The organism is Microbacterium sp. XT11 (assembly GCF_001513675.1).
Lineage (GTDB): Bacteria > Actinomycetota > Actinomycetes > Actinomycetales > Microbacteriaceae > Microbacterium.
In genome coordinates this window covers 2794490-2821184 of sequence record NZ_CP013859.1, presented here as the reverse complement: position 1 = coordinate 2821184, position 26695 = coordinate 2794490, and the positions used below count along the sequence as shown (strand labels likewise).

The following is a 26695-nucleotide window of genomic DNA, read 5'->3' as shown; positions in this document are numbered from 1 at the left end:
CGCTGAGGCGCGGGCGGCGGATCAGTACGCGGGATCGATGAGGTCGGGCGACACCTCGGACGCCGCGGCTTCATCGACGAAGAAGATCGTGCGCTTGCGCCCCTTCGCACCCGCTGCCGGCACGCTCGTGTAGCTCGCACCGGCGAGCGCCAGGCCGAGCGCGGACGCCTTGTCCGCGCCGGTGAGCGGGAGCCACACCCGCTTGGCGGAGTTCAGAACCGGGCGGGTGAGCGTGACGCGCTCCGGCGGAGGCTTGGGCGAGTCCCGCACGGGCAGTGCCGCAGCATCCGTCACCGTCACCTCGTGACGGTCGGGGAAGAGCGATGCGATGTGCCCGTCGGGCCCGACCCCGAGGAAGCAGACGGCGAACGACGGCCACGGATGCTCGTCGGTTCCGAATCCTGCGAGCTCGCGCGCGTAGGCCTCGGCGGCCTCATCGAGCGAGAGTCCGCTGTCGGATGCCGCGATCTCATGCACGTTCGCGGCGGGCACGTCGATGTGGTCGAGCAGGGCCTCGCGGGACTGGAGAGCATTGCGGTCGCCATCGTCGCGGGGCACGTAGCGCTCGTCACCCCACCAGAAGTGCACGAGCGACCAATCGATCTCGTGCACCCGAGGGTGCTGCGCCGTCGCACGAAGCACGGCTGCTCCCATCGAGCCCCCGGTGAGGGCGATGTGCGCGATCCGTCCGTTGCGCGTGCGCGCACGAAGGCGCGTGAGGAACCGGTCGGCCACGCGAGTCGCGAGAGCGCCGGGGGTGTCCTCCACGACGACGCGCTTGTCGGCGGACGCTGTCTGCATCGACATCATGCTCCTGTCTCGGGCGGACCCAGCTTCTCCCAGCCCTCGGTGATGACTCGACCGTACAGGACGTCGGGGTCGAGCCGTCGCAGCTCTTCGGCGAGGCACTCGCGAAGAGTGCGGCGTGGCAGGTGCAGATCGTGGTCGGGCTGTCCTGGCTGGGTGAGCACCGCGACACCCGACGACGGACGCTCGAGGAGGATGTCTCCCGACGCACGTGTCAGGCGCACGGACTTGATGCCCTCCTGCCAATGCTCCGGGTCCTCGTAGGACCACCGGACGGGGACGTCGAGAGACATCTGCAGCCAGGCCGCGAGGAGAGCCGTCGACGGCGACGCCGCCGCGCCGCGCACCTCGGCTGCCGTGACCTGCTCGAACGGCGGCTGATCCAGCACAGCGGCGAGCTGCTCCCGCCAGTGCGTGAGCCGTGTCCAGGCGAGATCGGTGTCACCGGGGGCATGCGTGCGACCCAGCAGAGCCAGGCGATCGCGCACGTCGGGCGATGTCGCGGCATCCGTGATGCGGCGCTGCGCGATCCGTCCGAGCGGTGAGGTGGCGGGGGAGGTGGGGGCCTCCTCGGGCCACCAGGCCACGACAGGGGCGTCCGGCAGGAGCAGACCCGTGATGAGGCTCTCCTCGTTGCTCGCCGCTGCTCCGTACGCGCGGAGCACGACGACCTCGCTCGCGCCGGCGTCGCCGCCGACGCGGATCTGCGCGTCGAGCCGTGCATCTCCGTCGCCGGTGGTGAGCACGATCACTCGCATGGGGTGCTCGCGCGACGCATCGTTCGCCGCGTCGATCGCGGCCTCGGCCACGCCGTTGCGCGCCGAGATGACCAGCGTGAGCACACGGCCGAGGGCGACGACACCGCCCTCCTCACGGGCCTTGACGAGGTTCTTCGCGACCTGGCTGACGGTCGTGTCGGGAAGGTCGATGATCACGGGCGTCTCCAGACTCGTCCATCGCGGGCCAGCAGGGCGTCCGCCGACGCCGGACCCCACGAACCGGGTGCGTACTGTTCGACCGGGCCGCCCTGCGCGGCCCAGAACTTCTCAACGGGGTCGAGGATCTTCCAGGAGAGCTCGACCTCTTCATGGCGCGGGAACAGGGGCGGATCGCCGAGCAGGACGTCGAGGATGAGACGCTCGTACGCCTCGGGACTCGCCTCTGTGAACGCGTGCCCGTAGCCGAAGTCCATCGTGACGTCGCGCACATTGGTGCCGTTGCCTGGAACCTTCGACCCGAAGCGGATCGTCACGCCCTCGTCGGGCTGCACGCGGATCACGAGGGCGTTCTGGCCCAGTTCGGATGCGTTCGACCGGCCGAACAGATGCTCGGGGGCCCGCTTGAAGACCACGGCCACCTCGGTCACGCGACGTCCGAGTCGCTTTCCGGTGCGCAGATAGAACGGCACGCCGGCCCAGCGCCGCGTGTTGATCTCGAGCTTGATCGCCGCGTAGGTCTCGGTCGCGGACTGGGGGTCCATGCCCTCCTCGTCCAGGAAGGCGGTGACCTGCTCCCCGCCCTGCCAGCCGCCCGCGTACTGGCCGCGCGCCGTCGCCAGGGCGAGGTCGTCCGGCAGATGCACGGCCGCGAGCACCTTCTCCTTCTCCGCCCGCAGATGCTCGGCGGACAGGCTGATCGGCTCCTCCATCGCCGTGAGCGCGAGGAGCTGCAGCAGGTGGTTCTGGATGACGTCGCGCGCGGCGCCAACGCCGTCGTAGTAGCCCGCACGGCCACCGACGCCGATGTCCTCGGCCATCGTGATCTGCACGTGGTCGACGTAGTTTCGGTTCCAGATCGGCTCGTACAGCTCGTTCGCGAAACGCAGCGCCAGGATGTTCTGGACCGTCTCCTTGCCGAGGTAGTGGTCGATCCGGAAGATCGAGTCCGGAGCGAATGCGACCTCGAGGGCCTTGTTGAGCTCCCGAGCCGATTCGAGATCGTGCCCGAACGGCTTCTCGATGACGACGCGGCGCCAGTGGTCCTCGGTGACCTCGTCGCCGACGAGCCCCGACTCCTTCAGCTGCCGTGCCACCACGGGGAAGGCCTTCGGCGGAATAGAGAGGTAGAACGCGTGGTTGCCCATCGTTCCGCGTTCGACGTCGAGCTTGTCGACCGTCGCGCGCAGGCGGGCGAAGGCCTCGGGGTCGTCGAACTCGCCGGAGACGAACCGGATGCCCTGCAGCAGCTGCTGCCAGGTCTCCTCGCGGAACGGCGTGCGCGCATGCTGCTTGACGGCGTCGTACACCACCTTCGCGAAGTCCTGATCCTCCCAGTCGCGACGGGCGAAGCCGACGAGGGCGAACCCGGGAGGCAACAGCCCGCGGTTGGCGAGGTCGTAGACGGCGGGCATGAGCTTCTTGCGCGACAGGTCGCCGGTGACGCCGAAGATCACCAGGGCGCTGGGCCCGGCGATACGGTTCAGGCGGCGGTCGTCGGGGTCGCGCAGCGGGTTGTGCCCGCGCGAGATGGGGACAGGCATGGGTGGGGGATTCTCCTGGCTGCTGCTACTTCTGTGCGGCTTCGAAAAGGGTGAGGATGTCGGCCGACGCATCGGCGATCGTGAGTGAGACCACCGGACGCCCGTGCTCAGCGAGCACATCGGCGTCTCCGGCGGCCTGAGCGCGAATGAGCTGGCCGAACGTGAACGGTCGTCCGGGGATCTCGAGGTCCACGTCGGTGCGTTCGAGGATCTGCAGGAAGACGCCCTGCGCCGGACCGCCCTTGTGGTACTGGCCGGTCGAGTGCAGGAACCGCGGACCCCACCCGAAGGTCGTGGGACGGCCGGAATCCGCCGCGACGAGCTCACGCAGACCTTCGAGCTGGGGCATGTCGAGACGGTTCACATACGCCTGGATGGCAACGTACCCGTCTTCGGGCAGGCGCGCCCAGAGCTCGTCGAGCACGCCCTCGATCGTGCCGGAGGCGGCGAGGTCCGGATCGGACACGCGCACCTCGACGCCGCTCTCGACGAAGGCCGCAGGCGCCTCCTCCGGGCGAGCGTCGAGGAGACCGCGTGCCGCCGCCTTGGCGGACTCCACGTCGGGCTGATCGAACGGGTTGATCCCGAGCAGGTGCCCTGCGATCGCCGTGGCGTACTCCCAGACGATGAACTGGGCGCCCAGCGTGCCGGAGACGAGGATCTCGCCCTCGTGGTGCTCGCGGAGGTGGAACTCTGCGGCGTCGTCCACGAGTCGCACGATCTGGAGATCAGCGGGGCGAGCGTCGAGTTCGGGCGACACGGGCAGGAGCACGACGGGCAGGATGCCGGTCGCATCCTTCCCCGTCGACTCGGCGATGAGCTGTTCGATCCAAACTGGCAGGCCTTTGATGTGGGTACCATCGGTGACCAGCCCGAGCTTGTCGCGTCTCGGCGAGGTCGCGGCGATGGCTGCGGCGAGCCGCAGCGCCGGGTTCTCCGCGGAATCCACAGCCACCTCGAGCAGCGACGCCTCCGCCTCATCCAGCAGCTCGCCGACGTCTGCGCCCGCCAGCCCTGCCGGGACGAGCCCGAAAGCCGTGAGCGCCGAATACCGGCCACCCACGTTGGGGTCGGCCGTGAACACCCGGTATCCGGCATCCCGCGCCGAGGCCTCGAGGGGTGAACCCGGGTCGGTGACGACGACGATGCGCTGAGCGGGATCGATGCCGACATCCTGGAACGCCGCCTCGAAGGCCCGTCGCTGCGAATCGGTCTCGATCGCGGAACCGGACTTGGACGAGACCACGAGCACGGTGCGCGCCAGATCCGCATCGAGAGCGGCGAGCACCTGACCGGGGGCCGTCGAGTCGAGCACTGTCAGCTCGACGCCCGCGGTCTTCGCGATGACCTCGGGGGCCAGTGACGAGCCGCCCATCCCGGCGAGGACCACGCGGTCGACGCCGGAGGAGCGGAGCTCCGCCCGCAGCGCCTCGATCTCGGCCACGAGAGGACGAGACACCGACACCGCCTGCACCCAGCCGAGGCGGACAGCTGCCTCGGACTCGGCGTCGGGCCCCCACAGCTCGGCGTCGCCGCCGGTGATGCGGGAGGCCACGAGGTCGTGCACGAGAGCGGGGACCGTCTCGTCGATCGCGACCTTGGCAGCGCCTGAGGCGTGCAGGGCGAAGGTCATCGCTGCGCCTCGAGCCCCTCGCGAACCTGGGTCAGGAGGTCGTGCCACGAGTCGATGAACTTCGCGACACCCTCGTCCTCGAGCACCTGCGTGACGTCGTCGAAGTCGATGCCGACCTCGGCGAGTCCGGCGAAGACCTCGCGCGCCTCGTCATAGCCGCCCGTGATGGTGTCGCCGGAGACGACCCCGTGATCGAAGGTGGCCTCGAGGGTCTTCTCGGGCATCGTGTTGACGACGCCCTTGGCGACGAGCTCGGTGACATAGAGCGTGTCGGGGAGCGACGGGTCCTTGACGCCGGTCGACGCCCACAGCGGGCGCTGCAGGTTGGCGCCGGCCGAGAGCAGCGCCTGCGCGCGCTCACCCGCGAACGTCTTCTCGAACAGCTCGTAGGCGAGGCGAGCATTGGCGAGTCCCGCCTTGCCCTTGAGGGCGAGAGCCTGCTCGGTGCCGATCGCGGCGAGACGCTTGTCCGTCTCGGTGTCGACGCGCGAGACGAAGAACGAGGCGACGGAGTGGATCGTCGACAGGTCGATGCCCGCTTCCTTCGCTGTCTCGAGCCCGGTGAGGTACGCGTCGATGACCTCGGCGTAGCGCTCCAGGCTGAAGATCAGCGTGACGTTGACGCTGATGCCCGCCCCGATCGCCTCGGCGATCGCCGGGAGGCCGGCCTTGGTCGCGGGGATCTTCACGAGGAGGTTGGGGCGGTCGATCTTCGCCCAGAGCTCCTTGGCCTGGGCCACGGTGCCGGCGGTGTCGTGCGCGAGATCGGGGGAGACCTCGATCGACACGCGTCCGTCGACGTGCCCGGTCTGCTCCCAGACAGGACGGAAGACGTCAAGCGCGGCGGCGACGTCCTGCGTCGTGGCCGCGAAGACCGCATCTTCGGCGCTGGCGCCGGATGCCGCGAGCTCGGCCACCTGCGCGTCATAGGACGTGTCGTCCGGGTTCGTGATGGCGTTCGCGAAGATCGTCGGGTTGGTCGTCACTCCCGTGACGTTGCGCGACGTGATCAGTTCGGCGAGGTTGCCGGAGGAGATGCGGGTGCGCGACAGGTCGTCGAGCCAGATGCTCACGCCTGCTGCGGCGAGGTCTGCGGTGGGGGTGCTCATTCGTTCTCCTTGATCAGCTGGCGTTGGCGGCCAGGGTGTCGCGTGCCGCCTGGACGACGGCTTCGGTGGTGATCCCGAACTTCTCGAACAGGGTCTTGTAGTCAGCGGATGCGCCGAAGTGGTCGATGCCGACGGAGCGACCGCGATCGCCGACGATCCCCCGCCACGAGAGCACCGAGCCGGCCTCGACGGAGACGCGTGCGGTGACCGACGCGGGAAGGACGGACTCGCGGTATGCGTCGTCCTGCTCGGCGAACCACTCCAGCGAGGGCGCCGAGACGACGCGGGCGTTGACGCCCTCCTCGGCCAGCGCCGCGCGAGCCGCGACGGCGAGCTGCACCTCGGAGCCCGTGGCGATGATGATGACGTCCGGCGTGCCGTTGGGCGCCTCGGCGAGCACGTATGCGCCCTTCGCCACGTTCGACGCCGAGGCGAAGGTGTCGCCGGATGCCTCACCGTCGCCGCGCTCGAACACCGGGATGTTCTGGCGGGTGAGGGCGATGCCGGCGGGTCCCTCGTGACGGCGCAGGATCTCCAGCCATGCGGCCGAAGTCTCGTTGGCGTCGGCCGGGCGGACGAGCGTGAAGTTCGGGATCGCGCGCAGGGTGGCCAGCTGCTCGATGGGCTGGTGGGTCGGACCGTCCTCACCCAGGGCCACCGAATCGTGCGTCCACACGAAGATGCTGGGCACGTTCATGAGCGCGGCCAGGCGCACCGGGGGACGCATGTAGTCGCTGAAGATGAGGAAGGTACCGCCGAACGCGCGGGTCGGGCCGTGCAGGACGATGCCGTTGACGATCGCGCCCATGGCGTGCTCGCGGATGCCGAAGTGCAGCACCCGGCCGTACTCCGAACCGGACCACTCGTGCGTCGACCACTCGGACGGGATGAACGACTTCGCGTCCTTGATCGTGGTGAGGTTCGACTCCGCCAGATCCGCGGATCCGCCCCAGAGCTCGGGGAGCTCGGCCGCGAGGGCGTTGATCACCTGACCGGATGCCGCGCGCGTCGATACGTCCTTGCCGGCCTGGAAGGAGGGAAGCGCGGACTCGATGCCCTGCGGCAGCTCGTGCGCCTCGAGACGGTCGAGAAGCGCCTTGCGCTCGGGATTCGCGGCAGCCCAGGCGTCGAACGCCTCCTGCCACGCGGCACGGACCTCGGCGGCGCGGGCGGCGAGTCCGCGCGTGTGCTCGATGACGTCGTCGGCGACGGCGAAGTGCTCCTCGGGGTCGAACCCGAGCACCTTCTTCGTCGCTGCGAGCTCGTCGGCTCCGAGCGCGGAGCCGTGGATCTTGCCCGAGTTCTGCTTGCCGGGGGAAGGCCATCCGATGATGGTCTTGAGGATGATGAGCGACGGCTTGGAGGTCTCGCCCTTGGCGGCCTCGATCGCGGCGTAGAGCTCGGCGACGTCTTCGACGTACTCGCCGGTCTTCTTCCAGTCGACGACCTGCACCTGCCAGCCGTACGCCTCGTAGCGCCGCGCGACGTCCTCCGTGAAGGCGACGTTGGTGTCGTCCTCGATCGAGATCTGGTTGGAGTCGTAGATCGCGATCAGGTTGCCGAGCTGCTGGTGTCCTGCGAGCGAGGACGCCTCACTCGTCACGCCCTCCTGCAGGTCGCCGTCACCGGCGATCACGTACACGAAGTGGTCGAAGGGGCTCGTGCCTGGAGCCGCCTCCGGATCGAAGAGGCCGCGCTCGTACCGCGCCGCGTAGGCGAAGCCGACCGCCGACGCGAGGCCCTGGCCGAGGGGACCGGTGGTGATCTCGACGCCCTTGGTGTGCCCGTACTCCGGGTGACCGGGAGTCTTGGAGCCCCAGGTCCGGAGAGCCTTCAGGTCGTCGAGCTCGAGGCCGAAGCCGCCGAGGTACAGCTGCACGTACTGCGTGAGCGAGGAGTGCCCGGCCGAGAGGATGAAGCGGTCGCGTCCGATCCACTGCGTGTCGGCGGGGTCGTGCCGCAGCACGCGCTGGTAGAGGAGGTAGGCGGCGGGGGCGAGGCTCATCGCGGTGCCGGGGTGGCCGTTGCCCACCTTCTCCACGGCATCCGCGGCCAGCAGGCGCGCGGTGTCAACCGCACGCCGATCGATCTCATCCCACTGCAAATCCGACACGGTGAAGCCCTTCCCAAACAGTTATTCGAGAGCACCCGGAAAGCAGTATCGCGGTCCGCATCGTTACGGAAGAGGTGAGCGCCGGGCGCGCGAGTTGTCTCAGCATACCGCTGAGATTCGCCGGGTTACATCGCCTTACAACGATGCACCAGACGTGGTAATGCAACTGATCCTCGGGGTATTCCCGTGCGAGGGGGAGCGCCCGAGGTGCCGTAGACTGGGAGGGCTGTCTAGACGCGCGCGGAGGAGGCGATCGAGATCTCGACGATGTCTGATCAGGCCGTTGTAAGCAAGTCCATCGGCCGTACCGTGAAGGCGTACGTCGCCCTCACCAAGCCTCGCGTCCTCGAGCTTCTCCTGGTGTCGACGGTGCCGGTCATGTTCCTCGCGCAGGGGGGGCTGCCCGGCCTGTGGCTCGTGCTGGCCACGGTGATCGGCGGCTCGATGAGCGCCGGCTCCGCGGCGGCGTTCAACATGTACCTCGATCGCGACATCGACGCGCACATGCACCGCACCGAGAACCGGCCGCTCGTCACGGGCGAGGTGACACCGCGGGGTGCGCTCGTCTTCTCGTGGACGCTCGCCGTGGCCTCGACCGTGTGGCTGTGGTTCACGACCAACTGGCTCACCGCCGTGCTCTCGGCATCCGCCATCTTCTTCTATGTCGTCATCTACACGATGATCCTCAAGCGGCGTACCGAGCAGAACATCGTCTGGGGCGGCATCGCGGGGTGCTTCCCCGTGCTGATCGGGTGGGCGGCCGTGACCGGTTCTCTCGACTGGCCCGCGTTCATCCTCTTCGTCCTCATCTTCCTCTGGACGCCGCCGCACTACTGGCCGCTCTCGATGAAGTACAAGGACGATTATGACGACGTCGACGTGCCCATGCTCGGCGTCACGCGCAACGCCTCGCAGGTCGGCCTGCAGGTGATCCTGTACGCCTGGGCGACCGTCGCCTGCTCGCTGCTGCTCGTGCCGATCGCCGGCATGGGCCTCGTCTACACCGTGTCCGCCCTCGTGTTCGGCGGGTGGTTCATCTACGAGTCGCACCGCTTGTACAACCGCGCGGTGCGGGGGACCGAGGCGCGGCCGATGCGGGTCTTCCACGCCTCGATCACCTACCTCACGCTGATCTTCGTCGCCGTGGCGATCGACCCGCTGCTGCCGTTCTGATCGTCTTCGGGTGCTGACGTGCCGGCATCCGGTGCTGCGGCGTCCTCCTGACGGTCCGCACCGTGGGCGGATGCGGCCTCGTCGGCGCGCACCGGATCGGCCGCCGCGCCGTCTGTCGACGGCGCATCCTCGTCGACCGGGGCGCCCGCGTCGAGGGTGGTGTCCGCCGTGGCGGCGTGGTCGGGCAGCGCAGCGACCCGAGGTGCCGGCGAGGGGAGGACGGCCTGCACCGCGGCGAGGGCGAGGGTGAGCAGCAGACCGAGAGCGCCGGCGCCGAGGAGGGCGGCGCCCAGCACCACGAGCGACTGACCGACGTAGACCTCGATCCCGGTCGCCGTTCCGTCGAGCAGCGTGCTGGTCATGGTGCCGACCTGGCCGGCGACGAGCCATCCGCCGAGGCCGGCGGAGGTCAGCGAGGCGAGCAGCAGGAGCCAGAAGGCGATGGTGCGTGTCAGCGTGGTTCTCATGGGCGCCACGTTTCCGTGCTCGCCGATGAGCGTTCGATGCGCCGGCTGTGCATCGTCTGTGCACTGCCGGTGCGCTCCCTGAGCTGGCGGGTGCCCGACGAGGTCAGACTCCGTCGGCGGCCCCAGGCGCGGGCTTCTTCAGACGCAGCACGACGGCCGTGTAGGTCGCGGCGGAGAGCGAGGCGAGCACCATGTGGATGCCGACGAGCAGCGGAGGGAGCCCTTCACGCGCCTGCCAAACCCCGACGCCGACCTGAACAGCGATGGCGACCATGAGCAGGAGCAGCCAGTTCCTCGGCGCGAGCCGCAGTCGCCATGCCGAGACCGTGAGCACCGCTACGAGCGCGGCGAGCACGTAACCCGGCCAGGAATGCACATGTGCGAGCACGGTCGCGTCGAAGCCGTCACGGACGACGGCGGCATCGCCGGAGTGGGGGCCTGAGCCCGTGGTGAGCACGCCGAACAGGATGGTCACGGCGAGCGCGAGTCCGGTCACATGCGTGAGCACGGCGAACCACGACGGGACGCCGCGCACCCGGGGGCCGGGGTCGGTCCGAAGCCGGATGAGGAAGGCCGCCGTCACGCAGACCAGCAGCAACGACGACGTGTAGTGGAAGCCCACGATGAACGGGTTGAGCTCGGTCAGCACGGCGAATCCGCCGACGACGGCCTGGGCCATGACGCCGGCGAGCACGATCCAGGCGAGCACGGCGAGGTCGCGTCGGACGTCCGTGCGCCGCAGCGAGTCGACGGCTCCAACGATGACCGCGAGGAGCAGCACAGCCGACATCAGGCCGGCGGAGGGAAGACCGAGTGGAGCGGTCGCGGCGTACACCGCGACTCCGCCGAGCACTCCGCCGAGTGCGAACCAGAGCGCACGGATGACGAGACGGCGACCGCCGGTCGCGTGCAGCGTGAGCAGCAGCACGGCGAGTGCGAGCAGGCCGACCACCCCGGTCATGGTGCGGTTGCCGAACTCGATGAGTCCGTGCACGCCCTGGAGCTCGTACACGGGCACGAGCGATTCCGGTGTGCACAGCGGCCACTCGGAGCATCCGAGCCCCGACCCGGTCAGGCGCACGGCGCCGCCCGTGCCGATGATGATGACCTCGGCGAGGAACGAGAGCCAGGCCAGCACGCGCAGCGGTGTGCCGATCGCGATCCGCGCGGCCGGGGGACGGGTGACGGATGTCTCGGGCATGGCTCCTCCGGCTCCTCCCGTGCCGGTCGCGACGGCCCGCATGTCGGAGGGAACCTGTAGAATCGGGGTGTGGGGATGACCGCGTGATCGCGGAACGCATCCCTGACAGTTTAGGCGCGATGGAAGCGCCGATGATGAGGGCCCCACCAGCGGCACCCGCTCCCGCAGACTCGACGGGGATCAGGTGTGTCGGGGCGGATGACACCGTTAGAGGCCCGATAAGGAGAGTGTGTGATGTCGGATGTGCTGATCGACCGCCCGGAGCTCGAAGGGCTGGGGGTGTACGAATTCGGCTGGCACGACCCCGATGCCGCCGGCGCAAGCGCGCGACGCGGGCTCTCCGAAGCCGTGGTGCGCGACATCTCCGCGCTCAAGGCGGAACCGGAATGGATGCTGAAGACCCGTCTCAAGGGTCTGTCGCTCTTCGAGCGCAAGCCGATGCCGACGTGGGGCGCCGACCTCAGCGAGATCGACTTCGACAACATCAAGTACTTCGTGCGCTCCACCGAGAAGCAGGCGCAGTCGTGGGAAGACCTGCCCGAGGACATCCGCGAGACCTATGAGCGGCTCGGCATCCCGGAGGCCGAGCGCCAGCGCCTCGTCGCCGGTGTCGCGGCCCAGTACGAGTCCGAGGTCGTCTACCACCAGATCCGCGAGGACCTGGAGGCGCAGGGCGTCATCTTCATGGACACCGACACCGCGCTGCGCGAGCACCCCGAGTTCTTCGAGGAGTACTTCGGCACGGTGATCCCCGCCGGCGACAACAAGTTCGCCGCGCTGAACACCGCCGTGTGGTCGGGCGGGTCGTTCGTGTACGTGCCGAAGGGCGTGCACGTCGAGATCCCGCTGCAGGCGTACTTCCGCATCAACACCGAGAACATGGGCCAGTTCGAGCGGACGCTGATCATCGCCGATGAGGGCAGCTACGTGCACTACATCGAGGGCTGCACGGCCCCGATCTACAAGTCCGACTCGCTGCACTCCGCCGTCGTCGAGATCATCGTGAAGAAGAACGCCCGCGTGCGCTACACGACAATCCAGAACTGGTCGAACAACGTCTACAACCTCGTCACCAAGCGCGCGGTCGCCCACGAGGGCGCGACGATGGAGTGGGTCGACGGCAACATCGGCTCCAAGGTGACGATGAAGTACCCGTCGATCTACCTGATGGGCGAGCACGCCAAGGGGGAGACCCTGTCGGTCGCCTTCGCCGGACCGGGTCAGCACCAGGATGCCGGCGCGAAGATGATCCACATGGCGCCCTACACGCAGTCGTCGATCGTCTCGAAGTCGATCGCCCGGGGCGGCGGTCGCGCCGGTTACCGCGGCGAGGTGCGCGTGGACGCCGCAGCGCATCACTCCGCCAATACCGTCCGCTGCGACGCGCTGCTCGTCGACACGAAGTCGCGCAGCGACACATATCCCGCCATCGACATCCGGGTGGACGACGTGCAGCTCGGCCACGAGGCCACGGTCTCGAAGGTCAGCGAGGAGCAGCTCTTCTACCTGCAGTCCCGCGGCATGCCCGAGGACGAGGCGATGGCGATGATCGTGCGCGGCTTCATCGAGCCGATCGCGCGCGAGCTGCCGATGGAGTACGCGATGGAACTGAACAAGCTCATCGAGATGGGCATGGAAGGCAGCGTCGGCTGAACATGACGAGTACATACACCGAGGTCGAGCCGACCTTCGTGCCCGTGCAGACCCGCTCGGAGCGCCCGCACTCCTTCGACCCGGCCGAGTTCGGCGCGCCCACCGGACGCGAGGTGAACTGGAAGCACACGCCGGTCGCGCAGCTGAAGCCGCTCTTCGAGCCCGCTGCCCAGAACGACGGCGTCGCCTACTCCTTCGTCTCGGGCGAGCAGTTCGTGTCGTCTCCGCTCGCGCAGGGCGCCGCCCCGAGGGGCGAGGTGTTCCTCGCCGAGGACGTCACGGCCGCCGTGGCGTGGCAGGGGGCTGCGGAGGCCACCCATATCCGCATCCCGCGGGAGCAGGAGGTCGCCGAGCCCGTCGTCCTCGAGATCACGGGTCAGGGCGCCGAGCGCAGGGCAGACGCGCACATCGTCATCGAGGCGCTGGAGCACAGTTCCGCGACGGTCGTGCTCCAGCACACGGGGACGGCGCAGTACGCGCAGAACGTCGAGATCATCGTGCGCGACGGCGCACGCCTGACGGTCGTCACGCTGCAGCAGTGGCAGGACGACGCCATCCACGCCGCGGCGCACCAGGCGAGGGTGGGCGCTGACGCGACCCTGAAGCACTTCGTCATCAGCTTCGGTGGCGGTCTCGTCCGCGTGAACCCGAGCGTCGAACTGGCGGGCAACGGCTCCGAGGGCTACCTGTACGGGCTCTCGTTCGCCGACTCGGGGCAGCACCTCGAGAGCCAGGTCTACCTGCACCACAAGGGCGCGCACACCACGGGCGATGTGCTCTACAAGGGCGCGCTGCAGGGTGAGGGCGCGCACAGCGTCTGGATCGGCGACGTGCTGATCGGCAAGGACGCGACGGGCACCGACTCCTATGAGGCGAACCGCAATCTCGTGCTCACCGAGGGTGCTCGCGCCGATTCGATCCCGAACCTCGAGATCGAGACGGGAGACATCGTCGGCGCCGGTCACGCCAGCGCGACCGGTCGCTTCGACGACGAGCAGCTGTTCTACCTCCAGGCTCGCGGCATCGCCGAAGACGAGGCCCGCCGGCTCGTGGTGCTCGGCTTCCTCAGCGACATCGTGCAGCGGCTCGGCATCCCCTCCTTCCAGGAGGAGCTGCTGGCCGCCATCGAAGCCGAGCTCGCCGCGAACGCGGCGGTCGGCGCAGGGGAGGGGGCGCGGTGACGGCCGAGCGCGTGTGCGGCGTCGCCGACCTCGAGACCGACACGCCGCTGCGCGTCGAGCCGGCGGGCGTGCCGATCACGGTCATCAAGGACTCACAGGGTGTCATCCATGCGATCGGCGACACCTGCACGCACGGCGACATCTCCCTCTCCGAGGGCTTCGTCGAGGGTGACACGGTCGAGTGCTGGGCACACGGCTCGGCGTTCTCCCTCACCACCGGCAAGCCCCAGAATCTCCCCGCTTTCGAGCCCGTCCCGGTCTATGTCGTCGAGATCGACGGCGACGACGTGCTCATCGACCCGACTGTGACGAAGGAAGTTTGAATGTCTGTTCTCGAGATCCGCGACCTGCATGTGACGGTCGAGACCGATGCGGGGACCACCCCCATCCTCAACGGGATCACCCTCACGATGCGCACCGGTGAGACGCACGCCATCATGGGACCCAACGGCTCCGGCAAGTCGACGCTGGCCTACACCATCGCAGGGCACCCGAAGTACACCGTGACCTCCGGTTCCATCACCTTCGATGGTGAGGACGTCCTGGAGATGAGTGTCGACGAGCGTGCGCGCGCCGGCCTGTTCCTCGCGATGCAGTACCCGGTGGAGATCCCGGGTGTGACCGTGACGAACTTCCTCCGCACGGCGAAGACCGCGCTCGACGGCGAGGCTCCGTCGATCCGCTCCTGGACCAAGGAGGTCAAGGAGGCGATGGCCAACCTGCGCATGGACCCGAAGTTCGCGCAGCGCAACGTCAACGAGGGCTTCTCCGGTGGAGAGAAGAAGCGTCACGAGATCCTGCAGCTCGAGGTGCTCAAGCCCAAGTTCGCCGTGCTCGACGAGACCGACTCCGGCCTCGACGTCGACGCGCTGAAGATCGTCTCCGAAGGCGTGAACCGCGCCAAGGAGGCCACGGGTCTCGGCGTGCTGCTCATCACGCACTACACGCGCATCCTCCGCTACATCCGTCCCGACTTCGTGCACGTCGTCGTCGCTGGCAAGATCGTCGAGGAGGGCGGCCCCGAGCTGGCCGACCGCCTCGAGGACGAGGGCTACGACCGCTTCCTCGACCCTGCCGCTCCGATCGAGGCGTAGGCTGATCGCATGACAGCCACGCTCACCGCGGAGAAGTACGACGAGGTCACCGAGGCGCTCAAAGACGTCATGGATCCCGAACTCGGGATCAACGTCGTCGACCTCGGCCTCATCTATGACCTCGCGTGGGACGAGGAGAACGACGCGCTCGTTATCCACATGACGCTCACCAGTGCGGGCTGCCCGCTCACCGACGTGCTCGAGGAGCAGACGGCGCAGGCGCTGGACAACGTCGTGGATCGCTTCCGCATCAACTGGGTCTGGATGCCGCCGTGGGGTCCGGAGCGGATCACCGACGACGGCCGCGACATGATGCGGGCTCTCGGGTTCGCGATCTGACTCGAACGGAGCAGCGCCGAACGGCGCTGCTCCGTTCTGACATGGGCCGTGCGACGTGCGGCCGATGCGGAGGGATGACGGATGCTGCAGGTGACGGCGCTGCCGCTGAGCGAGCTGCGCGAACGCACGAGCGAGAAGTGGCGGGAGTACCCCTCGGATGTGCTGCCGCTCTTCGTGGCGGAGACGGACTTCCCGCTGGCTCCGACGGTGAAGGCCGCGTTGCAGCGTGCCGTCGACCTCGGCGACACCGGATACATCGCTTCGCGGACTCCGCTCCCCGCCGCGTTCGCGGGCTTCGCCGAACGTCGCTACGGATGGTCTCCCGACCCGGCTCGCATGCGCACGACCGCCGACGTGAGCATGGGCATCGTCGAGCTGCTGCGGCGCGTCGTGCAGCCCGGTGAGCGGGTGGTGGTGACGCCTCCGGTGTATCCGCCGTTCTACGACCTGGTCGCGGAAGCCGGGGCAGAGGTGCTCCGCGTGCCCCTGCGCGATACAGGCACGGGGTGGGAGCTCGACCTCGACGGCATCCGTTCCGCGTTCGAGGACGGTGCCACGGCGATGCTGCTCTGCAACCCGCACAACCCGACCGGCACGGTGCATGACCGCGACACGCTCGTCGCGCTGGCGGAGCTGGCCGACGAGTTCGGCGCCTCCGTGGTGTCCGACGAGATCCACGCGCCCCTCGCGCAGCCGGGAACCGGCTTCACCCCCTTCCTCGATGCGGGCGAGGCCGCGCAGCGCGTCGGCTATGCGGTGGTGAGCGCCAGCAAGGCATTCAACCTGGCCGGGCTCAAGTGCGCCCTCATGGTCACGGCGGACGACGCGACGACCGCGGTCGTGCGCGGCCTTCCGGTCGAGGTCGAATGGCGCACGGGGCAGTTCGGGTTGCTCGCCGCCACCGCGGCGTTCTCTCCGGAGAGCGATGCCTGGCTCGACGGGCTTCTGCGCACGCTCGATGAGAACCGCGTGCTGCTCGAGGATCTCCTCGCAACACACATCCCGGGCGCGCGGTACCGCATCCCGGCCGCGGGTTACTTGGCCTGGATCGACCTGACCGCACTGGGCTGGGGCGACAACCCCGCGCGTCGCATCCTCACCGAGGCGAAGGTCGCGCTGCACTACGGACCCGCCTTCGGCGACGAGGGCCGCGGGTATGTGCGCCTGAACTTCGGCACGAGCCCGGAGATCCTCACGGAAGCCGTGACGCGCATCGCGGCCCTCGTCGACCGATGACGGATACGCGGGCCGCAGCTTCGATCTGGGACCGTGAGCGGCTGTGGGTGACGGCGGGCGCGGTCGCCCTGATCTTCCTGGCGGCCATCGAGTCGCTCGCGGTGACCACGGTGATGCCTATCGTGAGCGAGGCGCTCGACGGAGAGTCGCTGTATGCGGTCGCCTTCGCCGGAACGCTGGCGACGAGCGTGATCGGAATGGTCGCGACGGGTGCCTGGTCTGACGCGCGCGGACCACGCGGCGCGCTCTACGCGGCCGTCTCGCTCTTCATCGCAGGCCTCCTCGTCTCGGGGTTCGCTGTGACCATGCACCAGTTCCTGCTGGGCCGACTCGTGCAGGGCCTCGGGGCCGGCGGTCAGACGGTCGCGCTGTACGTGGTCGTGGCGCGTCTCTACCCTCCGCAGCTCCACGGGCGGGTGTTCGCCGCCTTCGCTGCGGCGTGGGTCGTGCCGTCGATGGTCGGTCCCTTCCTCGCCGGGGCCGTGGCGGAGTACATCGACTGGCGCTGGGCGTTCCTGGGCGTCGCCGTGCTCACCGCCGTGGCGTTCGCGATGATCGTGGTGCGGCTCCGCGGTGTCGACCTCGGTCACGGAGAGCCGCAGGACCGAAGAGCGCTGATGCGCCGCCTGCTCCTTGCGACGATCGTGGCCATCGCCGCCGTGTCCGTCGGGTTCTCCGCCGACCTCGCCGAGGCGGCGCGCTGGCCCGCCGCGATCGTGGCGGTGGCGGTCATCGGGCTGGCGATACTCCCGCTCGTCCCTCGCGGCACGCTGCGTGCAGCCGCAGGGCTTCCGAGCGTCGTGCTCATGCGCGGGATCGCAGCCGGCGCGTTCTTCGCCGCCGAGGCGTACGTGCCATACCTGCTGATCGAGCGGTTCGGATTCTCGGCGACCTGGGCGGGGATCGCGCTCATGCTCGCGGCGTTCGCCTGGGCCGGTGCCTCGGCGGTTCAGGGCCGGTTCGGCGATCGGCTCGGCAACACGCGCATCGCGTTCATCAGCCTGGGTCTCGTGATGGTCGCGGTGGCGAGCGTGTTCGCCGCCGCCGTGCTCGGCGGCTCTCCTCTGCTCGTGATCCTCGGCTGGGCGTTCGGTGGCGGGGGGATGGGGCTGCTGTACCCGCGTCTGACCGTGCTCACGCTCGCCTATTCGACAGAGGCGGATCAGGGGTTCAACTCGTCGGCGTTGTCGATCTCGGACGCCACGGGATCAGCCGCGGCGATCGCTCTCGCCGGACTCGTCGTCGCGTCGCTCGGCGGCGGGGTGAGCGCCTTCAGTGCGGTGTTCGCCCTGTGCGCGGTGCTGGTGCTGGTCGCGGCGGTGCCGGGACTCAGGCTCGGACACGCGGCAGAGGAGCGCTCGAGCTGACGGCGCCCGCCAGGGCTCGAACGCCGAGGTCGAACACCTCGTCAAGTCCGGCGGTCGCGTCATGGCTGTCGCCCGTGCCTGCCGCGCCATAGCTGTCGGCGTGCATGCGCTGCTGCACGAGAGTGGCATGACCGAGGATGAAGTGCAGCAGCGCGGTCGCCCTGTCGCGGCTGTCTGCTCGGTCGCCGAGTGCCTGCTCGAGCACCGCATGGGCGTGTCGTGAACCCAGCTGGAGGGCGTACGTGCTCAGCACCAGCTCTGCGCCGTCGCGATAGGTGAAAAGGGCATCGCGGATCGCGCGCGCCGTGGCGAGCACGTCCGAATCGCCGACGCGCACATCCGCGGTGATGCGGTCGGCCAGTTCCGCCAGCAGCTCCTGCTTGCTGCTGAAGTGCCAGTACAGTGCGCTCGGCTGCACGTCGAGGCGCGACGCGATGCGCCTCATGGAGAGGTCGGCCAGGCCCACCTCGTCGAGCAGGGCGAGCGCGACGCGCGCCACTCCGTCACGGTCGTGCCGGACCGGGTTGTGAGCCGGGGTCATGTCGCCATTATAGTGAACACCGTTCAGGTGAACACTGTTCAGGTGGCCGATCCTGGTCGGCCGTGCGAAAGGACCCTCATGAACGACGGACGGAACGATCTCGTGCGCGATCTCGCGCGCATAGCGGTGTTCGCGGCACTCATCGTCGTGCTCGGCACGGTCACCATCCCGTTGCCCGGCGGCGTGCCCATCACAGCGCAGACCCTCGGCGTGATGCTCGCCGGCACCGTGCTCGGGCCTCGGCGTGCACCGCTTGCCGTGCTCCTCGTCCTCGTGCTCGCGGCAGTCGGACTCCCGGTGCTCGCCGGCGGCAGGGGAGGCCTCGGCGTGTTCGTCGGCCCCACGGCCGGATACCTGCTCGGCTGGGTGCTCGGGGCCGTCGTGATCGGTCTCATCGTCCGCTCCGGCCCGCTCAGCTGGTGGCGCATCGGGCTCGCCACCGTGGGAGGGGGGATCGCGGTCGTGTATCTGTGCGGGGTGCCGGTGCAGGCGCTGGTGCTCGGCGTCGACGTCGTCCCCACCGCGCTCTCCACCGTGGCGTTCCTTCCGGGCGATCTCCTCAAGGCCGCAGCCGCCACCGTTCTGACGCTCACGCTCGCCCGCGCGTATCCCCCGGCTTTCGGGTCAGGCGATGCGATCGCCGAGCGCGCACAGGCTCGTGCGGTCTGAAGCCCCTTGCCCTGCGGTCGCCCTCGACGGCGTGTCGGTCGTGCGCGGCGGCCGCCGGATCCTCGACGGCGTCTCGGTCGCCCTTGACGCACCGCGGACCGCGGTGATCGGCGCGAACGGGTCGGGGAAGTCCACGTTCGCCCGACTGCTGAACGGCCTGATCGACCCGTCGCAGGGCAGCGTCTCGGTCTACGGCATGGACACGGTGCGGCAGCGCACCGCCGTGCGGCGACGTGTCGGGTTCGTGTTCAGCGACCCGCAGGCGCAGATCCTCATGCCCACCCCGGCGGAGGACCTGGCGCTCTCGCTGCGCGGACGATCGCGGGAGGAGGTTCGGAGACGCGTGCGCTCGACCCTCGAGGAGCACGGCCTCGCCGCTCACGCGGACGACCCGGCGGCTGCGCTGTCCGGCGGTCAGAAGCAACTCCTCGCCCTGGCGGCCGTTCTCATCGCCGCACCCGACCTCGTCGTCGCCGATGAGCCGACGACGCTGCTCGACCTGCGCAATGCGAGGCGGATCGGCGATCTGCTGTTCGCGCAGGAGGCCAGGGTCGTCGTCGTCACTCACGACCTCGAGCTGGCGGCCCGCTGCGACGAGGCTCTCCTCTTCGACGGCGGACGGCTCTGCGCGGTGGGGGAGCCGGCCGGTGTGATCCGCGCTTACCGCCGGCTGTGCGCATGATCCAGCTCTATCGCCCCGGTTCGAGCGTGCTCCATCGTGCTCCGGCTGCTCTCAAGCTGGGTCTGCTCGCACTGCTCGCCCCGGCGGCATCCCTGCTGCCGCGTGAACCCGGCATCGCGTTCGCCGCCCTGTGCGCGGTGTGCGGACTGTTCCTCGTCGCACGTCTTCCGGTCGCCGTGCTCGCAGGGGAGGTGTGGCGGCTCCGAGCGGTCATCGCGGTGCTGGCCGCGGCGCTCTGGCTGTTCATCGGTCCGGCCGCAGCCGTGGTCGGCGTCGCACGTGTCGCCACCGTGGTGCTGCTGGCGGCTCTGCTGACCCTCACGACGCGGATGGGCGACCTGCTCGGCGTGCTGCGTCGTCTGCTCCGCCCGGCGGCGCGCGTGGGAATCGATGCGGAGACGGTCGCTCTCGTCGTCTCCCTCACGATCGCCGCCGTTCCGGTCATCGCGGCCCTCTCAGACGAGGTGCGCGACGCACAGCGCGCCAGGGGGGTGCGACTGCGTGTCGCGTGGATCGTGCCGCTCATGGTGCGCACGCTCCGCCACGCGGATGCCGTGGGCGATGCGCTCGTGGCGCGCGGCCTCGTCGACCCTGTGGCCGATGTCACCGGCGCAGCGCGGGAGGTGCGATCCGGATCCTCCGGCGATCGGAACCCGGGTCCCGCGCGAGCGCGAGCGCACAGAGGAGTCCGCCGACGCTGACGGCCGCCGTGATCGGCGAGGTGCCCACGACGAGAAGCAGACCCACCGATGCGACGCCGAGGAGCACTGCGCCCAGGAGACGGCCGGGCGCGGTGGCCGCGGCGGGCGCCGGGGCGGTCTCCGCGCGGGTGAAGAGCAGTGCCGTGAGCGCGGCGAACGCCAGTGCCGCACCGAGCCAGAGCGGTCGACCGATCCACCACCCGAGGCTGCTCGGTGTCGAGAGGTGCACGCCGGCGGTCAGGGCCGCGAGCGCCGAGACACCGGCCATGGCGAGGAGCACGGGCATGTGCCAGAGGTAGATGGTCATCGCTCGGCCGTTGACGAAGCGGCTGAACGAGGCCGCGAGCGGGGCGCGGCTGATCGCCCTCAGTCGGTCGCGGAACAGCGAGAGCGCGCTGAGGTGGGCCATGCCGACCAGCAGCAGCGCTCCGGTGGGAGGGTTGATGCTCGCGATGAGGTCGGGCGAGTAGACGCCGGCGGCCGTCGTGGCCACGAGCAGAGCGATCGCGCCGACCCCCGTGACGGCGCGCACCTTCCGGCCGAGCGCGTCGATCGAGCCGTCGGCGAAGAAGAAGCCCAGCTGCTTCAGGGTCAGCCATACGAAGGCGAGGTTGAGGAAGCCGACGGCCTCGGCACCCGTGGCGATCCGCACGCCGTCGACGCTCAGCGCGGCCCCGGCGAGCAGGGCCAGCGTGAGGCGCGGAGCCCGCTCGTGCGCCGCCGCGAGCGCAGGCAGGAGCGCCTGGCACAGCAGGAACACCGCCAGGAACCACAGCGGCTGGCCGTATCGGAACCCAGCGACGGCGATGAGCTCGGGGGAGACGCCGGCCGCCGCGAGGGAGAGCAGCGCGATGCCGGCGAGGGCGACGGCGACGACCGCCGGACGCAGCAACCGGTGCACGCGTCCGGCGACGAAGACGGATGCCGGCTCTCCGCGGCCTCGCTGACGGCGATACGCGGTGAGTCCGGAGAAGCCGCCGATGATGAAGAACAGCGGCATCACCTGGAGCGTCCAGCTCACCGGCACGATCCACCACGTGCCGGTGCTCGCGTTGTCGAAGACCGGACCGTTCGGGGTGAGAGTCACGCCGACCATGAGGGAATGCAGCAGCACCACCCCCAGGATGCAGAGGGCGCGCACGAAGTCGATGCCGGTGTCTCGCGTGGTGGCCGTGGCGGTGCGCGGAACGGCGATCACGGGGGCCTGGGCGATGGTGGCCATGTGTCCTCCTCAGGGCGATGTCCCTGGAGGTTATGGACGCGGTGGCATCCGAGGCATCACCCCGAGGTGCTGTCGTCACCCCCTACCGGAGGGTGAGTCGATCAGGTCGCGGGTTCGACCAGTCCGGCGTCGTAGGCGAGGATGACGGCGTGCACGCGGTCGCGGAGGCCGAGTTTCGCGAGGACCTTGCCCACGTGCGTCTTCACGGTCTGCTCGGCGATGAAGAGGTCCGCGGCGATCTCGCTGTTCGAGCGTCCTCGTCCGATGAGCACGAGCACTTCGCGCTCGCGGTCGGTGAGCTCCGCCAGCGCCGACGCGGCCCGGGGCGAGCGAGGGCGGCGTCGCGCGAACTGCTCGATCATACGGCGGGTCACGCTGGGGGCGAGGAGCGCGTCGCCGCCCGCGACGACCCGCACGGCGTGCACGAGCTCCTCGGGCAGCGCGTCCTTGAGCAGGAATCCGCTCGCACCGGCTTCGAGCGCGTCGTAGACGTAGTCGTCGATGTCGAACGTCGTCAGCATGAGGATGCGGGGTACGCGCGCTGCGGCGAACCCAGGGCCGAGGATGCGTCGTGTGGCTTCGATGCCGTCCATGTCCGGCATCCGCACGTCCATGAGGATCACGTCTGGTTGCAGGCGGGCTGCCAACGTCACCGCCTCGGCGCCCGTCGCCGCCTGTCCGGAAACGCGGATGCCGTCGTGGGCGTCGAGCAACGCGGCGAAGCCGGCCCGCACCATGGCCTGGTCGTCCGCGATGAGGACGCTGATGCTCACGAAGTCTCCCTGCCGTCGCGCGGCACCGCCCCGGCGCCGCCGGACTCGTTCTGGAACGGAAGCGAGGCATCGACCCGCCATCCGCCGTCTTCCATCCTGCCCGATCGGGCGGATCCGCCGAGCAGCTCTGCGCGCTCGCGCATGCCGCGCAGACCGTAGCCCGCACCGGGGGAGGCGGACGTCGTCGCCGACGGATCATTGTCGACGCGGATCCTGATTGCCGACCGGTCTGTGTCGACACGTACGCGCACCGTCGCACCGGGAGCGTGGCGCACGGCATTGCTCAAGGCCTCCTGCACGATGCGGAATGCGGCGATCTGCACGGTGGCGGGGGCGGTCACGACGGCGTCGCCGGTATCACCGGTGAGCTCCACCGCCGCCCCGGCCCTCCGCACGCTGTCGACGAGGGAGGGGATGTCGGCGAGACCTTGCTGCGGCGCCAGCTCTGCGCTCTGGTCCTCCGTGCGCAGCACGCCGAGCATCCGTCGCATCTCGGTGAGGGACGTGCGCGCGGTCGCCGCGATGTCGTCGAACTCCACCGATGCGCGCTCGTCGAGATCGCTGATCCGGTACTTGGCCGTCGATGCCTGCACCTGGATCACGGACATGCTGTGCGCGATCACGTCATGCAGCTCCCTGGCGATGCGCGTACGCTCCTCGACGAGCACGCGTCGCGACTCCTCGAGGGCGCTGTGCTCCCGCTCCCTGGTGAGCTCTTCGGCGACGCGCATGCGGCCGGCGACGAGGACCGCGATCAGGTAGACGCCGACTCCGAGCGATGCCGTCACGATGAGGTTCGCCGTGGCGGCACCTCCGGCCTGCACGTCTGGCCGAAGCACCGGGGCGGCGAGCGCGACCAGGAGCCCTGTGACGAGCGGAAGCAGGCCGAGCCGGGCGCCGTGCCGGAAAGACACCACCGCCACGAGCAGGAGGAAGGACAGCATGGCAGGCACCGACCAGGGCCACGGTCCCGCTGCGCCCCCGTGGGCGGTGACGAGGAGGGGGAGCGCGAACGTGGCCGCGCACGCGATGACGCTCGCCGTCCGGGGATTCCGGATCGCCAGCAGCGGGGCTCCGCATACGGCGGCGGCGAGGACGAAAGACATCGCGAGGGGGGTGCCGTAGAACGTCGCCTGAAGCGGCACGAGCACGCTGAAGAGGGCGATGGCGCCCGCGACGAGAACCGACAGCACGACGACCTGCCGGACGCGGAGCGGGGGACGGCGGGTGGCCATGACTGTCATCCTGCCAGGTGCGGCGCGCTCTCGCGTCGACGGCGGGCGACGGCGACCCGGTCGATGATCAGCCCGAGAGCGAGGGCGACAGCCACGCCGATGCCCGCGCTCACGAGGGGCTGGTCGTGCACCCAAGCCGACGCGAGCAGCCCGATGATGATGCTCAGCGTGCTCCAGCACAGTCCGGCGAAGGCGCTGAGGGGGAGGAACCTGCGCCACGCGAAGCCGAGGGATCCCGCCGACATGTTCACCGCGACGCGCCCGACCGGGATGTAGCGGGCGCCAAGGATCAACGACGCGCTGCGCGTGTCGAGCGCGCGCTGCGCATGATCGACGGCAGCGCGCACCCGCGGTCGGCGCATCCACGAGAAGCGGGTCACACCCACCGACCGACCGATCGCGAAGGCGATGTTGTCACCGACGACCGCGCCGAGCGCCGCCACGAGCCCGAGGAGCACGAGGGTGCCGTGACTTCCGTTCGTCGCGGCGACGGCGGCCGCCGCGACGAGCACCGTCTCACTGGGGATCGGCGGGAAGAACCCGTCGATGACCGTGACGGCGAGGAGTACGACGAACAGCCAGGGGGAGGCGATCGCCTGCATGATGATCTCGTTGATGACGTCCACTCTCCGACGCTATGAACACGGCCGTGCCCGCGGCATCACTCCGCGGTATCGACCGCGTCCACCTGCGGGGTGATCTGCGGCGGAGCACCCGCGGGGGAGGCGGAGCACCCGCGCGGCATATACTGGGAGGCTGGCCCCTCGGCCGTCCACCCTCATCGAACGAACGGAATTCGCGCTGTGCTTGCCGTCCACGACCTCGAGATCCGCGTCGGTGCGCGCCTCCTCATGGAGAACGTCTCCTTCCGCGTGGCCGACGGCGACAAGATCGGACTCGTCGGCCGCAACGGCGCCGGCAAGACCACGCTCACCAAGGTACTCGCCGGCGATCTGCTCCCGTCGGGAGGCACGGTGACCCGCTCGGGGGAGCTCGGCTATCTCCCGCAGGATCCGAGATCCGGCAACCCCGAAGATCTCGCCCGCACGCGCATCCTCGACGCGCGCGGTCTCGGACAGCTGAACCTCGGCATGACCGAGGCCTCGCTGCAGATGGCTTCCGACGACCCCGCCGTCGCGGAGAAGGCGATGAAGCGCTATGCGCGGCTCACCGAGCAGTTCGAGGCGCAGGGCGGTTACGCCGCGGAGGCCGAAGCCGCGTCGATCGCGCACAACCTCTCGTTGCCGGACCGGATCCTCGACCAGCCGCTGTCGACGCTCTCCGGAGGCCAGCGCCGGCGCATCGAGCTCGCCCGCATCCTGTTCTCGGATGCCGAGACGATGATCCTCGACGAGCCGACGAACCACCTCGATGCCGACAGCGTCGTGTGGCTGCGCGAGTTCCTCAAGGGCTACAAGGGCGGCCTCATCGTCATCTCGCACGATGTCGAGCTGGTGGGCGAGACCGTGAACAGGGTGTTCTACCTCGACGCGAACCGTCAGGTCATCGACACCTACAACATGAACTGGAAGAACTACCTGCGCCAGCGTGCGGCCGACGAAGAGCGCCGGAAGAAGGAACGCGCGAACGCCGAGAAGAAGGCGACCACGTTGCAGCAGCAGGCTGCGCGCTTCGGAGCGAAGGCGTCGAAGGCCGCCGCGGCGCACCAGATGATGGCCCGAGCCGAGAAGCTGCTCGCCGGTCTCGAAGAGGTGCGCCAGGAGGACAAGGTCGCCAAGCTGCGTTTCCCCAAGCCGGCGCCGTGCGGTAAGACGCCCTTGATGGCGACCGGTCTGTCGAAGTCGTACGGGTCGCTCGAGATCTTCACCGACGTCGACCTCGCGATCGACCGTGGATCGAAGGTCGTGGTGCTCGGATTGAACGGTGCGGGCAAGACGACCCTGCTGCGGATGCTGGCGGGCGTCGACGAGCCCGACACGGGGAGGCTGGAACCCGGGCACGGCCTGAAGGTCGGATACTACGCGCAGGAGCACGAGAACCTCGACGTCAGCCGGTCGGTGCTCGAGAACATGGTCTCAGCCGCTCCGCACATCACCGAGACCGAGGCGCGCAAGGTGCTCGGCTCCTTCCTCTTCACCGGTGACGACGTGCACAAGCCCGCCGGAGTGCTGTCCGGCGGTGAGAAGACCCGGCTGTCGCTGGCGACGCTCGTCGTGTCGTCGGCGAACCTGCTGCTGTTGGACGAGCCGACGAACAACCTCGACCCGGCGTCGCGGGAGGAGATCCTCGGGGCGCTCGCGCACTACGAGGGAGCCGTCGTGCTCGTCTCCCACGACCCTGGCGCCGTGCAGTCGCTCAACCCGGAGCGCGTGCTGATCCTGCCCGACGGCGTCGAGGACATCTGGAACCAGGAGTACCAGGAGCTCATCGAGCTCGCGTAGCCGTGTCGCGCCGGCGCGCAGGCGCGTCCCGACCGAGTGCCGCGCTCGCGCCTAGTGTGGAGTCGTGACACCCGACCCCGTCCTGACCTCGCCTCCCGGCTCCGTTCGCTACCCACGCTGACGGGCGACGCGCCTGCGTTCGACCCCGGCAGTGTCCCCGACGATCCCGTGCTCCTGTTCACCGAGTGGCTCGACACGGCCATCCGTGGTGCCGTGCCCGAACCGCACGCGATGACGCTCTCGACCGTCGATGCCGACGGCGTGCCCGACGCGCGCGTGCTGATCCTCAAGGATGTCGATGCTCGGGGATGGGCGTTCGCGAGCACTCGCAACTCGCGAAAGGGACTCCAACTCGACGGCTCGCCCACCGCGGCCCTGTCGTTCTGGTGGCAGCCGCAGCGACGGGCTGTGCGGCTGCGGGGTCGGGTCGCAGAGGCGTCCCGCGCCGAGAGCCTCGCCGACCTGGCCGCCCGTCCGCCGGCCGCGCGCGGGCGTGTCGACCCCACCGACTGGGTGTTGTGGCGGCTGGCGCCCGATCGCGTGGAGTTCTGGCAGGGGGCACCCGATCGGTCGCACGTGCGTGTCGTGTACCGACGTTCCGCGGAAGGATGGTCCCTG

The 26695-nt window shown here is 69.5% G+C and carries 25 protein-coding genes and 1 pseudogene; 13 read left to right on the top strand and 13 right to left on the bottom strand.

The window, feature by feature from the left end:
• Positions 1-21 precede the first annotated feature (21 nt).
• The 6 genes from pgl to tkt are packed head-to-tail and all read right to left on the bottom strand — an operon-like array spanning position 22 to position 8141.
• Positions 22-810, bottom strand: a complete 789-nt coding sequence (pgl, locus tag AB663_RS13360) for a 6-phosphogluconolactonase (RefSeq protein ID WP_067200094.1) — start codon at positions 808-810, stop codon at positions 22-24.
• On the bottom strand, positions 807-1742 hold the full coding sequence (locus AB663_RS13355) for a glucose-6-phosphate dehydrogenase assembly protein OpcA (protein ID WP_067200091.1): 936 nt from the start codon (positions 1740-1742) through the stop codon (positions 807-809). The genes pgl and AB663_RS13355 overlap by 4 nt, the downstream gene beginning before the upstream one ends.
• Complete coding sequence (zwf, locus tag AB663_RS13350; protein ID WP_067200088.1) at positions 1739-3286, bottom strand: glucose-6-phosphate dehydrogenase; 1548 nt, start codon at positions 3284-3286, stop codon at positions 1739-1741. Before zwf ends, AB663_RS13355 begins: the two co-directional genes overlap by 4 nt.
• 25 nt (positions 3287-3311) lie before the next feature.
• On the bottom strand, positions 3312-4919 hold the full coding sequence (locus AB663_RS13345) for a glucose-6-phosphate isomerase (RefSeq protein WP_067200085.1): 1608 nt from the start codon (positions 4917-4919) through the stop codon (positions 3312-3314).
• Positions 4916-6028: a transaldolase gene (tal, locus tag AB663_RS13340; protein WP_067200082.1), complete on the bottom strand. Its 1113-nt coding sequence runs from the start codon at positions 6026-6028 to the stop codon at positions 4916-4918. The genes AB663_RS13345 and tal overlap by 4 nt, the downstream gene beginning before the upstream one ends.
• A gap of 13 nt (positions 6029-6041) precedes the next feature.
• Positions 6042-8141, bottom strand: a complete 2100-nt coding sequence (gene tkt, locus AB663_RS13335) for a transketolase (protein WP_067200078.1) — start codon at positions 8139-8141, stop codon at positions 6042-6044.
• Positions 8142-8408: 267 nt separating this feature from the next.
• Here tkt and AB663_RS13330 point away from each other — a divergent pair, with 267 nt between their 5' ends.
• Positions 8409-9314: a heme o synthase gene (locus tag AB663_RS13330; protein ID WP_067200075.1), complete on the top strand. Its 906-nt coding sequence runs from the start codon at positions 8409-8411 to the stop codon at positions 9312-9314.
• On the opposite strand, the gene AB663_RS13325 is transcribed toward AB663_RS13330, so the two are convergent.
• Both AB663_RS13325 and AB663_RS13320 read right to left on the bottom strand, forming a co-directional pair.
• A complete protein-coding gene (locus tag AB663_RS13325; RefSeq protein ID WP_067200071.1) occupies positions 9260-9781 on the bottom strand; it encodes a hypothetical protein in 522 nt (173 codons plus the stop codon). The genes AB663_RS13330 and AB663_RS13325 overlap by 55 nt on opposite strands.
• A gap of 103 nt (positions 9782-9884) precedes the next feature.
• Positions 9885-10982: a COX15/CtaA family protein gene (locus tag AB663_RS13320; protein ID WP_067200067.1), complete on the bottom strand. Its 1098-nt coding sequence runs from the start codon at positions 10980-10982 to the stop codon at positions 9885-9887.
• A 234-nt stretch (positions 10983-11216) separates the two neighbouring features.
• On the opposite strand from AB663_RS13320, the gene sufB reads away from it, so the two are divergent.
• From sufB to AB663_RS13285, 7 genes are all read left to right on the top strand, one after another.
• Positions 11217-12635 carry a Fe-S cluster assembly protein SufB gene (gene sufB, locus AB663_RS13315; protein WP_067200064.1) on the top strand — a complete coding sequence of 473 codons (1419 nt, stop codon included), beginning with the start codon at positions 11217-11219 and terminating at the stop codon, positions 12633-12635.
• 2 nt (positions 12636-12637) lie between these two features.
• A complete protein-coding gene (sufD, locus tag AB663_RS13310; RefSeq protein WP_067200060.1) occupies positions 12638-13816 on the top strand; it encodes a Fe-S cluster assembly protein SufD in 1179 nt (392 codons plus the stop codon).
• Positions 13813-14139 (top strand): non-heme iron oxygenase ferredoxin subunit, encoded by a 327-nt coding sequence (locus AB663_RS13305; protein ID WP_067200057.1) that lies wholly within the window; start codon positions 13813-13815, stop codon positions 14137-14139. The genes sufD and AB663_RS13305 overlap by 4 nt, the downstream gene beginning before the upstream one ends.
• Positions 14140-14910 (top strand): Fe-S cluster assembly ATPase SufC, encoded by a 771-nt coding sequence (gene sufC / locus AB663_RS13300; RefSeq protein ID WP_067200053.1) that lies wholly within the window; start codon positions 14140-14142, stop codon positions 14908-14910.
• A gap of 9 nt (positions 14911-14919) precedes the next feature.
• Complete coding sequence (locus AB663_RS13295) at positions 14920-15249, top strand: metal-sulfur cluster assembly factor (RefSeq protein WP_067200050.1); 330 nt, start codon at positions 14920-14922, stop codon at positions 15247-15249.
• A gap of 81 nt (positions 15250-15330) precedes the next feature.
• Positions 15331-16485: a MalY/PatB family protein gene (locus AB663_RS13290; RefSeq protein ID WP_067200047.1), complete on the top strand. Its 1155-nt coding sequence runs from the start codon at positions 15331-15333 to the stop codon at positions 16483-16485.
• Positions 16482-17852 carry an MFS transporter gene (locus AB663_RS13285; protein WP_067200045.1) on the top strand — a complete coding sequence of 457 codons (1371 nt, stop codon included), beginning with the start codon at positions 16482-16484 and terminating at the stop codon, positions 17850-17852. The genes AB663_RS13290 and AB663_RS13285 overlap by 4 nt, the downstream gene beginning before the upstream one ends.
• Here AB663_RS13285 and AB663_RS13280 read toward each other — a convergent pair.
• Complete coding sequence (locus AB663_RS13280) at positions 17815-18393, bottom strand: TetR family transcriptional regulator (RefSeq protein WP_067200042.1); 579 nt, start codon at positions 18391-18393, stop codon at positions 17815-17817. The genes AB663_RS13285 and AB663_RS13280 overlap by 38 nt on opposite strands.
• A 78-nt stretch (positions 18394-18471) precedes the next feature.
• On the opposite strand from AB663_RS13280, the gene AB663_RS13275 reads away from it, so the two are divergent.
• Genes AB663_RS13275 through AB663_RS13265 form a run of 3 tightly spaced genes read left to right on the top strand, consistent with a single transcriptional unit; the run spans position 18472 to position 20445 of the window.
• A complete protein-coding gene (locus tag AB663_RS13275; RefSeq protein WP_067200039.1) occupies positions 18472-19062 on the top strand; it encodes a biotin transporter BioY in 591 nt (196 codons plus the stop codon).
• Positions 19025-19744, top strand: coding sequence for an ABC transporter ATP-binding protein (locus AB663_RS13270; RefSeq protein ID WP_083511245.1), 720 nt, complete (start codon positions 19025-19027; stop codon positions 19742-19744). Before AB663_RS13275 ends, AB663_RS13270 begins: the two co-directional genes overlap by 38 nt.
• Positions 19741-20445 (top strand): CbiQ family ECF transporter T component, encoded by a 705-nt coding sequence (locus AB663_RS13265; protein ID WP_083511365.1) that lies wholly within the window; start codon positions 19741-19743, stop codon positions 20443-20445. Before AB663_RS13270 ends, AB663_RS13265 begins: the two co-directional genes overlap by 4 nt.
• On the opposite strand, the gene AB663_RS13260 is transcribed toward AB663_RS13265, so the two are convergent.
• From AB663_RS13260 to AB663_RS13245, 4 genes are all read right to left on the bottom strand, one after another.
• Positions 20348-21667 carry an acyltransferase family protein gene (locus AB663_RS13260; RefSeq protein WP_067200033.1) on the bottom strand — a complete coding sequence of 440 codons (1320 nt, stop codon included), beginning with the start codon at positions 21665-21667 and terminating at the stop codon, positions 20348-20350. The genes AB663_RS13265 and AB663_RS13260 overlap by 98 nt on opposite strands.
• Positions 21668-21768: 101 nt before the next feature.
• Positions 21769-22440 (bottom strand): response regulator, encoded by a 672-nt coding sequence (locus AB663_RS13255; RefSeq protein ID WP_067200030.1) that lies wholly within the window; start codon positions 22438-22440, stop codon positions 21769-21771.
• On the bottom strand, positions 22437-23675 hold the full coding sequence (locus AB663_RS13250) for a sensor histidine kinase (protein ID WP_067200026.1): 1239 nt from the start codon (positions 23673-23675) through the stop codon (positions 22437-22439). The genes AB663_RS13255 and AB663_RS13250 overlap by 4 nt, the downstream gene beginning before the upstream one ends.
• Positions 23676-23680: 5 nt before the next feature.
• Positions 23681-24301: a DedA family protein gene (locus AB663_RS13245; RefSeq protein WP_067200023.1), complete on the bottom strand. Its 621-nt coding sequence runs from the start codon at positions 24299-24301 to the stop codon at positions 23681-23683.
• A gap of 177 nt (positions 24302-24478) precedes the next feature.
• Here AB663_RS13245 and AB663_RS13240 point away from each other — a divergent pair, with 177 nt between their 5' ends.
• Together AB663_RS13240 and AB663_RS16940 are read left to right on the top strand one after the other, a co-directional pair.
• Positions 24479-26077 (top strand): ABC-F family ATP-binding cassette domain-containing protein, encoded by a 1599-nt coding sequence (locus tag AB663_RS13240; protein WP_067200019.1) that lies wholly within the window; start codon positions 24479-24481, stop codon positions 26075-26077.
• Between the two features lie 36 nt (positions 26078-26113).
• A pseudogene (locus tag AB663_RS16940) lies at positions 26114-26680 on the top strand (pyridoxine/pyridoxamine 5'-phosphate oxidase); the annotation flags it as partial.
• Positions 26681-26695 lie beyond the last annotated feature (15 nt).

What these genes read in the sequence shown, in the direction of transcription:
- pgl (WP_067200094.1), bottom strand. Translation starts at nt 810, where the DNA reads ATGATGTCGATGCAGACAGCGTCCGCCGACAAGCGCGTCGTCGTGGAG.
- zwf (WP_067200088.1), bottom strand. Translation starts at nt 3,286, where the DNA reads ATGCCTGTCCCCATCTCGCGCGGGCACAACCCGCTGCGCGACCCCGAC.
- AB663_RS13345 (WP_067200085.1), bottom strand. Translation starts at nt 4,919, where the DNA reads ATGACCTTCGCCCTGCACGCCTCAGGCGCTGCCAAGGTCGCGATCGAC.
- tal (WP_067200082.1), bottom strand. Translation starts at nt 6,028, where the DNA reads ATGAGCACCCCCACCGCAGACCTCGCCGCAGCAGGCGTGAGCATCTGG.
- AB663_RS13330 (WP_067200075.1), top strand. Translation starts at nt 8,409, where the DNA reads ATGTCTGATCAGGCCGTTGTAAGCAAGTCCATCGGCCGTACCGTGAAG.
- AB663_RS13325 (WP_067200071.1), bottom strand. Translation starts at nt 9,781, where the DNA reads ATGAGAACCACGCTGACACGCACCATCGCCTTCTGGCTCCTGCTGCTC.
- AB663_RS13320 (WP_067200067.1), bottom strand. Translation starts at nt 10,982, where the DNA reads ATGCCCGAGACATCCGTCACCCGTCCCCCGGCCGCGCGGATCGCGATC.
- sufB (WP_067200064.1), top strand. Translation starts at nt 11,217, where the DNA reads ATGTCGGATGTGCTGATCGACCGCCCGGAGCTCGAAGGGCTGGGGGTG.
- sufD (WP_067200060.1), top strand. Translation starts at nt 12,638, where the DNA reads ATGACGAGTACATACACCGAGGTCGAGCCGACCTTCGTGCCCGTGCAG.
- sufC (WP_067200053.1), top strand. Translation starts at nt 14,140, where the DNA reads ATGTCTGTTCTCGAGATCCGCGACCTGCATGTGACGGTCGAGACCGAT.
- AB663_RS13295 (WP_067200050.1), top strand. Translation starts at nt 14,920, where the DNA reads ATGACAGCCACGCTCACCGCGGAGAAGTACGACGAGGTCACCGAGGCG.
- AB663_RS13290 (WP_067200047.1), top strand. Translation starts at nt 15,331, where the DNA reads ATGCTGCAGGTGACGGCGCTGCCGCTGAGCGAGCTGCGCGAACGCACG.
- AB663_RS13285 (WP_067200045.1), top strand. Translation starts at nt 16,482, where the DNA reads ATGACGGATACGCGGGCCGCAGCTTCGATCTGGGACCGTGAGCGGCTG.
- AB663_RS13280 (WP_067200042.1), bottom strand. Translation starts at nt 18,393, where the DNA reads ATGACCCCGGCTCACAACCCGGTCCGGCACGACCGTGACGGAGTGGCG.
- AB663_RS13275 (WP_067200039.1), top strand. Translation starts at nt 18,472, where the DNA reads ATGAACGACGGACGGAACGATCTCGTGCGCGATCTCGCGCGCATAGCG.
- AB663_RS13270 (WP_083511245.1), top strand. Translation starts at nt 19,025, where the DNA reads ATGCGATCGCCGAGCGCGCACAGGCTCGTGCGGTCTGAAGCCCCTTGC.
- AB663_RS13265 (WP_083511365.1), top strand. Translation starts at nt 19,741, where the DNA reads ATGATCCAGCTCTATCGCCCCGGTTCGAGCGTGCTCCATCGTGCTCCG.
- AB663_RS13260 (WP_067200033.1), bottom strand. Translation starts at nt 21,667, where the DNA reads ATGGCCACCATCGCCCAGGCCCCCGTGATCGCCGTTCCGCGCACCGCC.
- AB663_RS13250 (WP_067200026.1), bottom strand. Translation starts at nt 23,675, where the DNA reads ATGGCCACCCGCCGTCCCCCGCTCCGCGTCCGGCAGGTCGTCGTGCTG.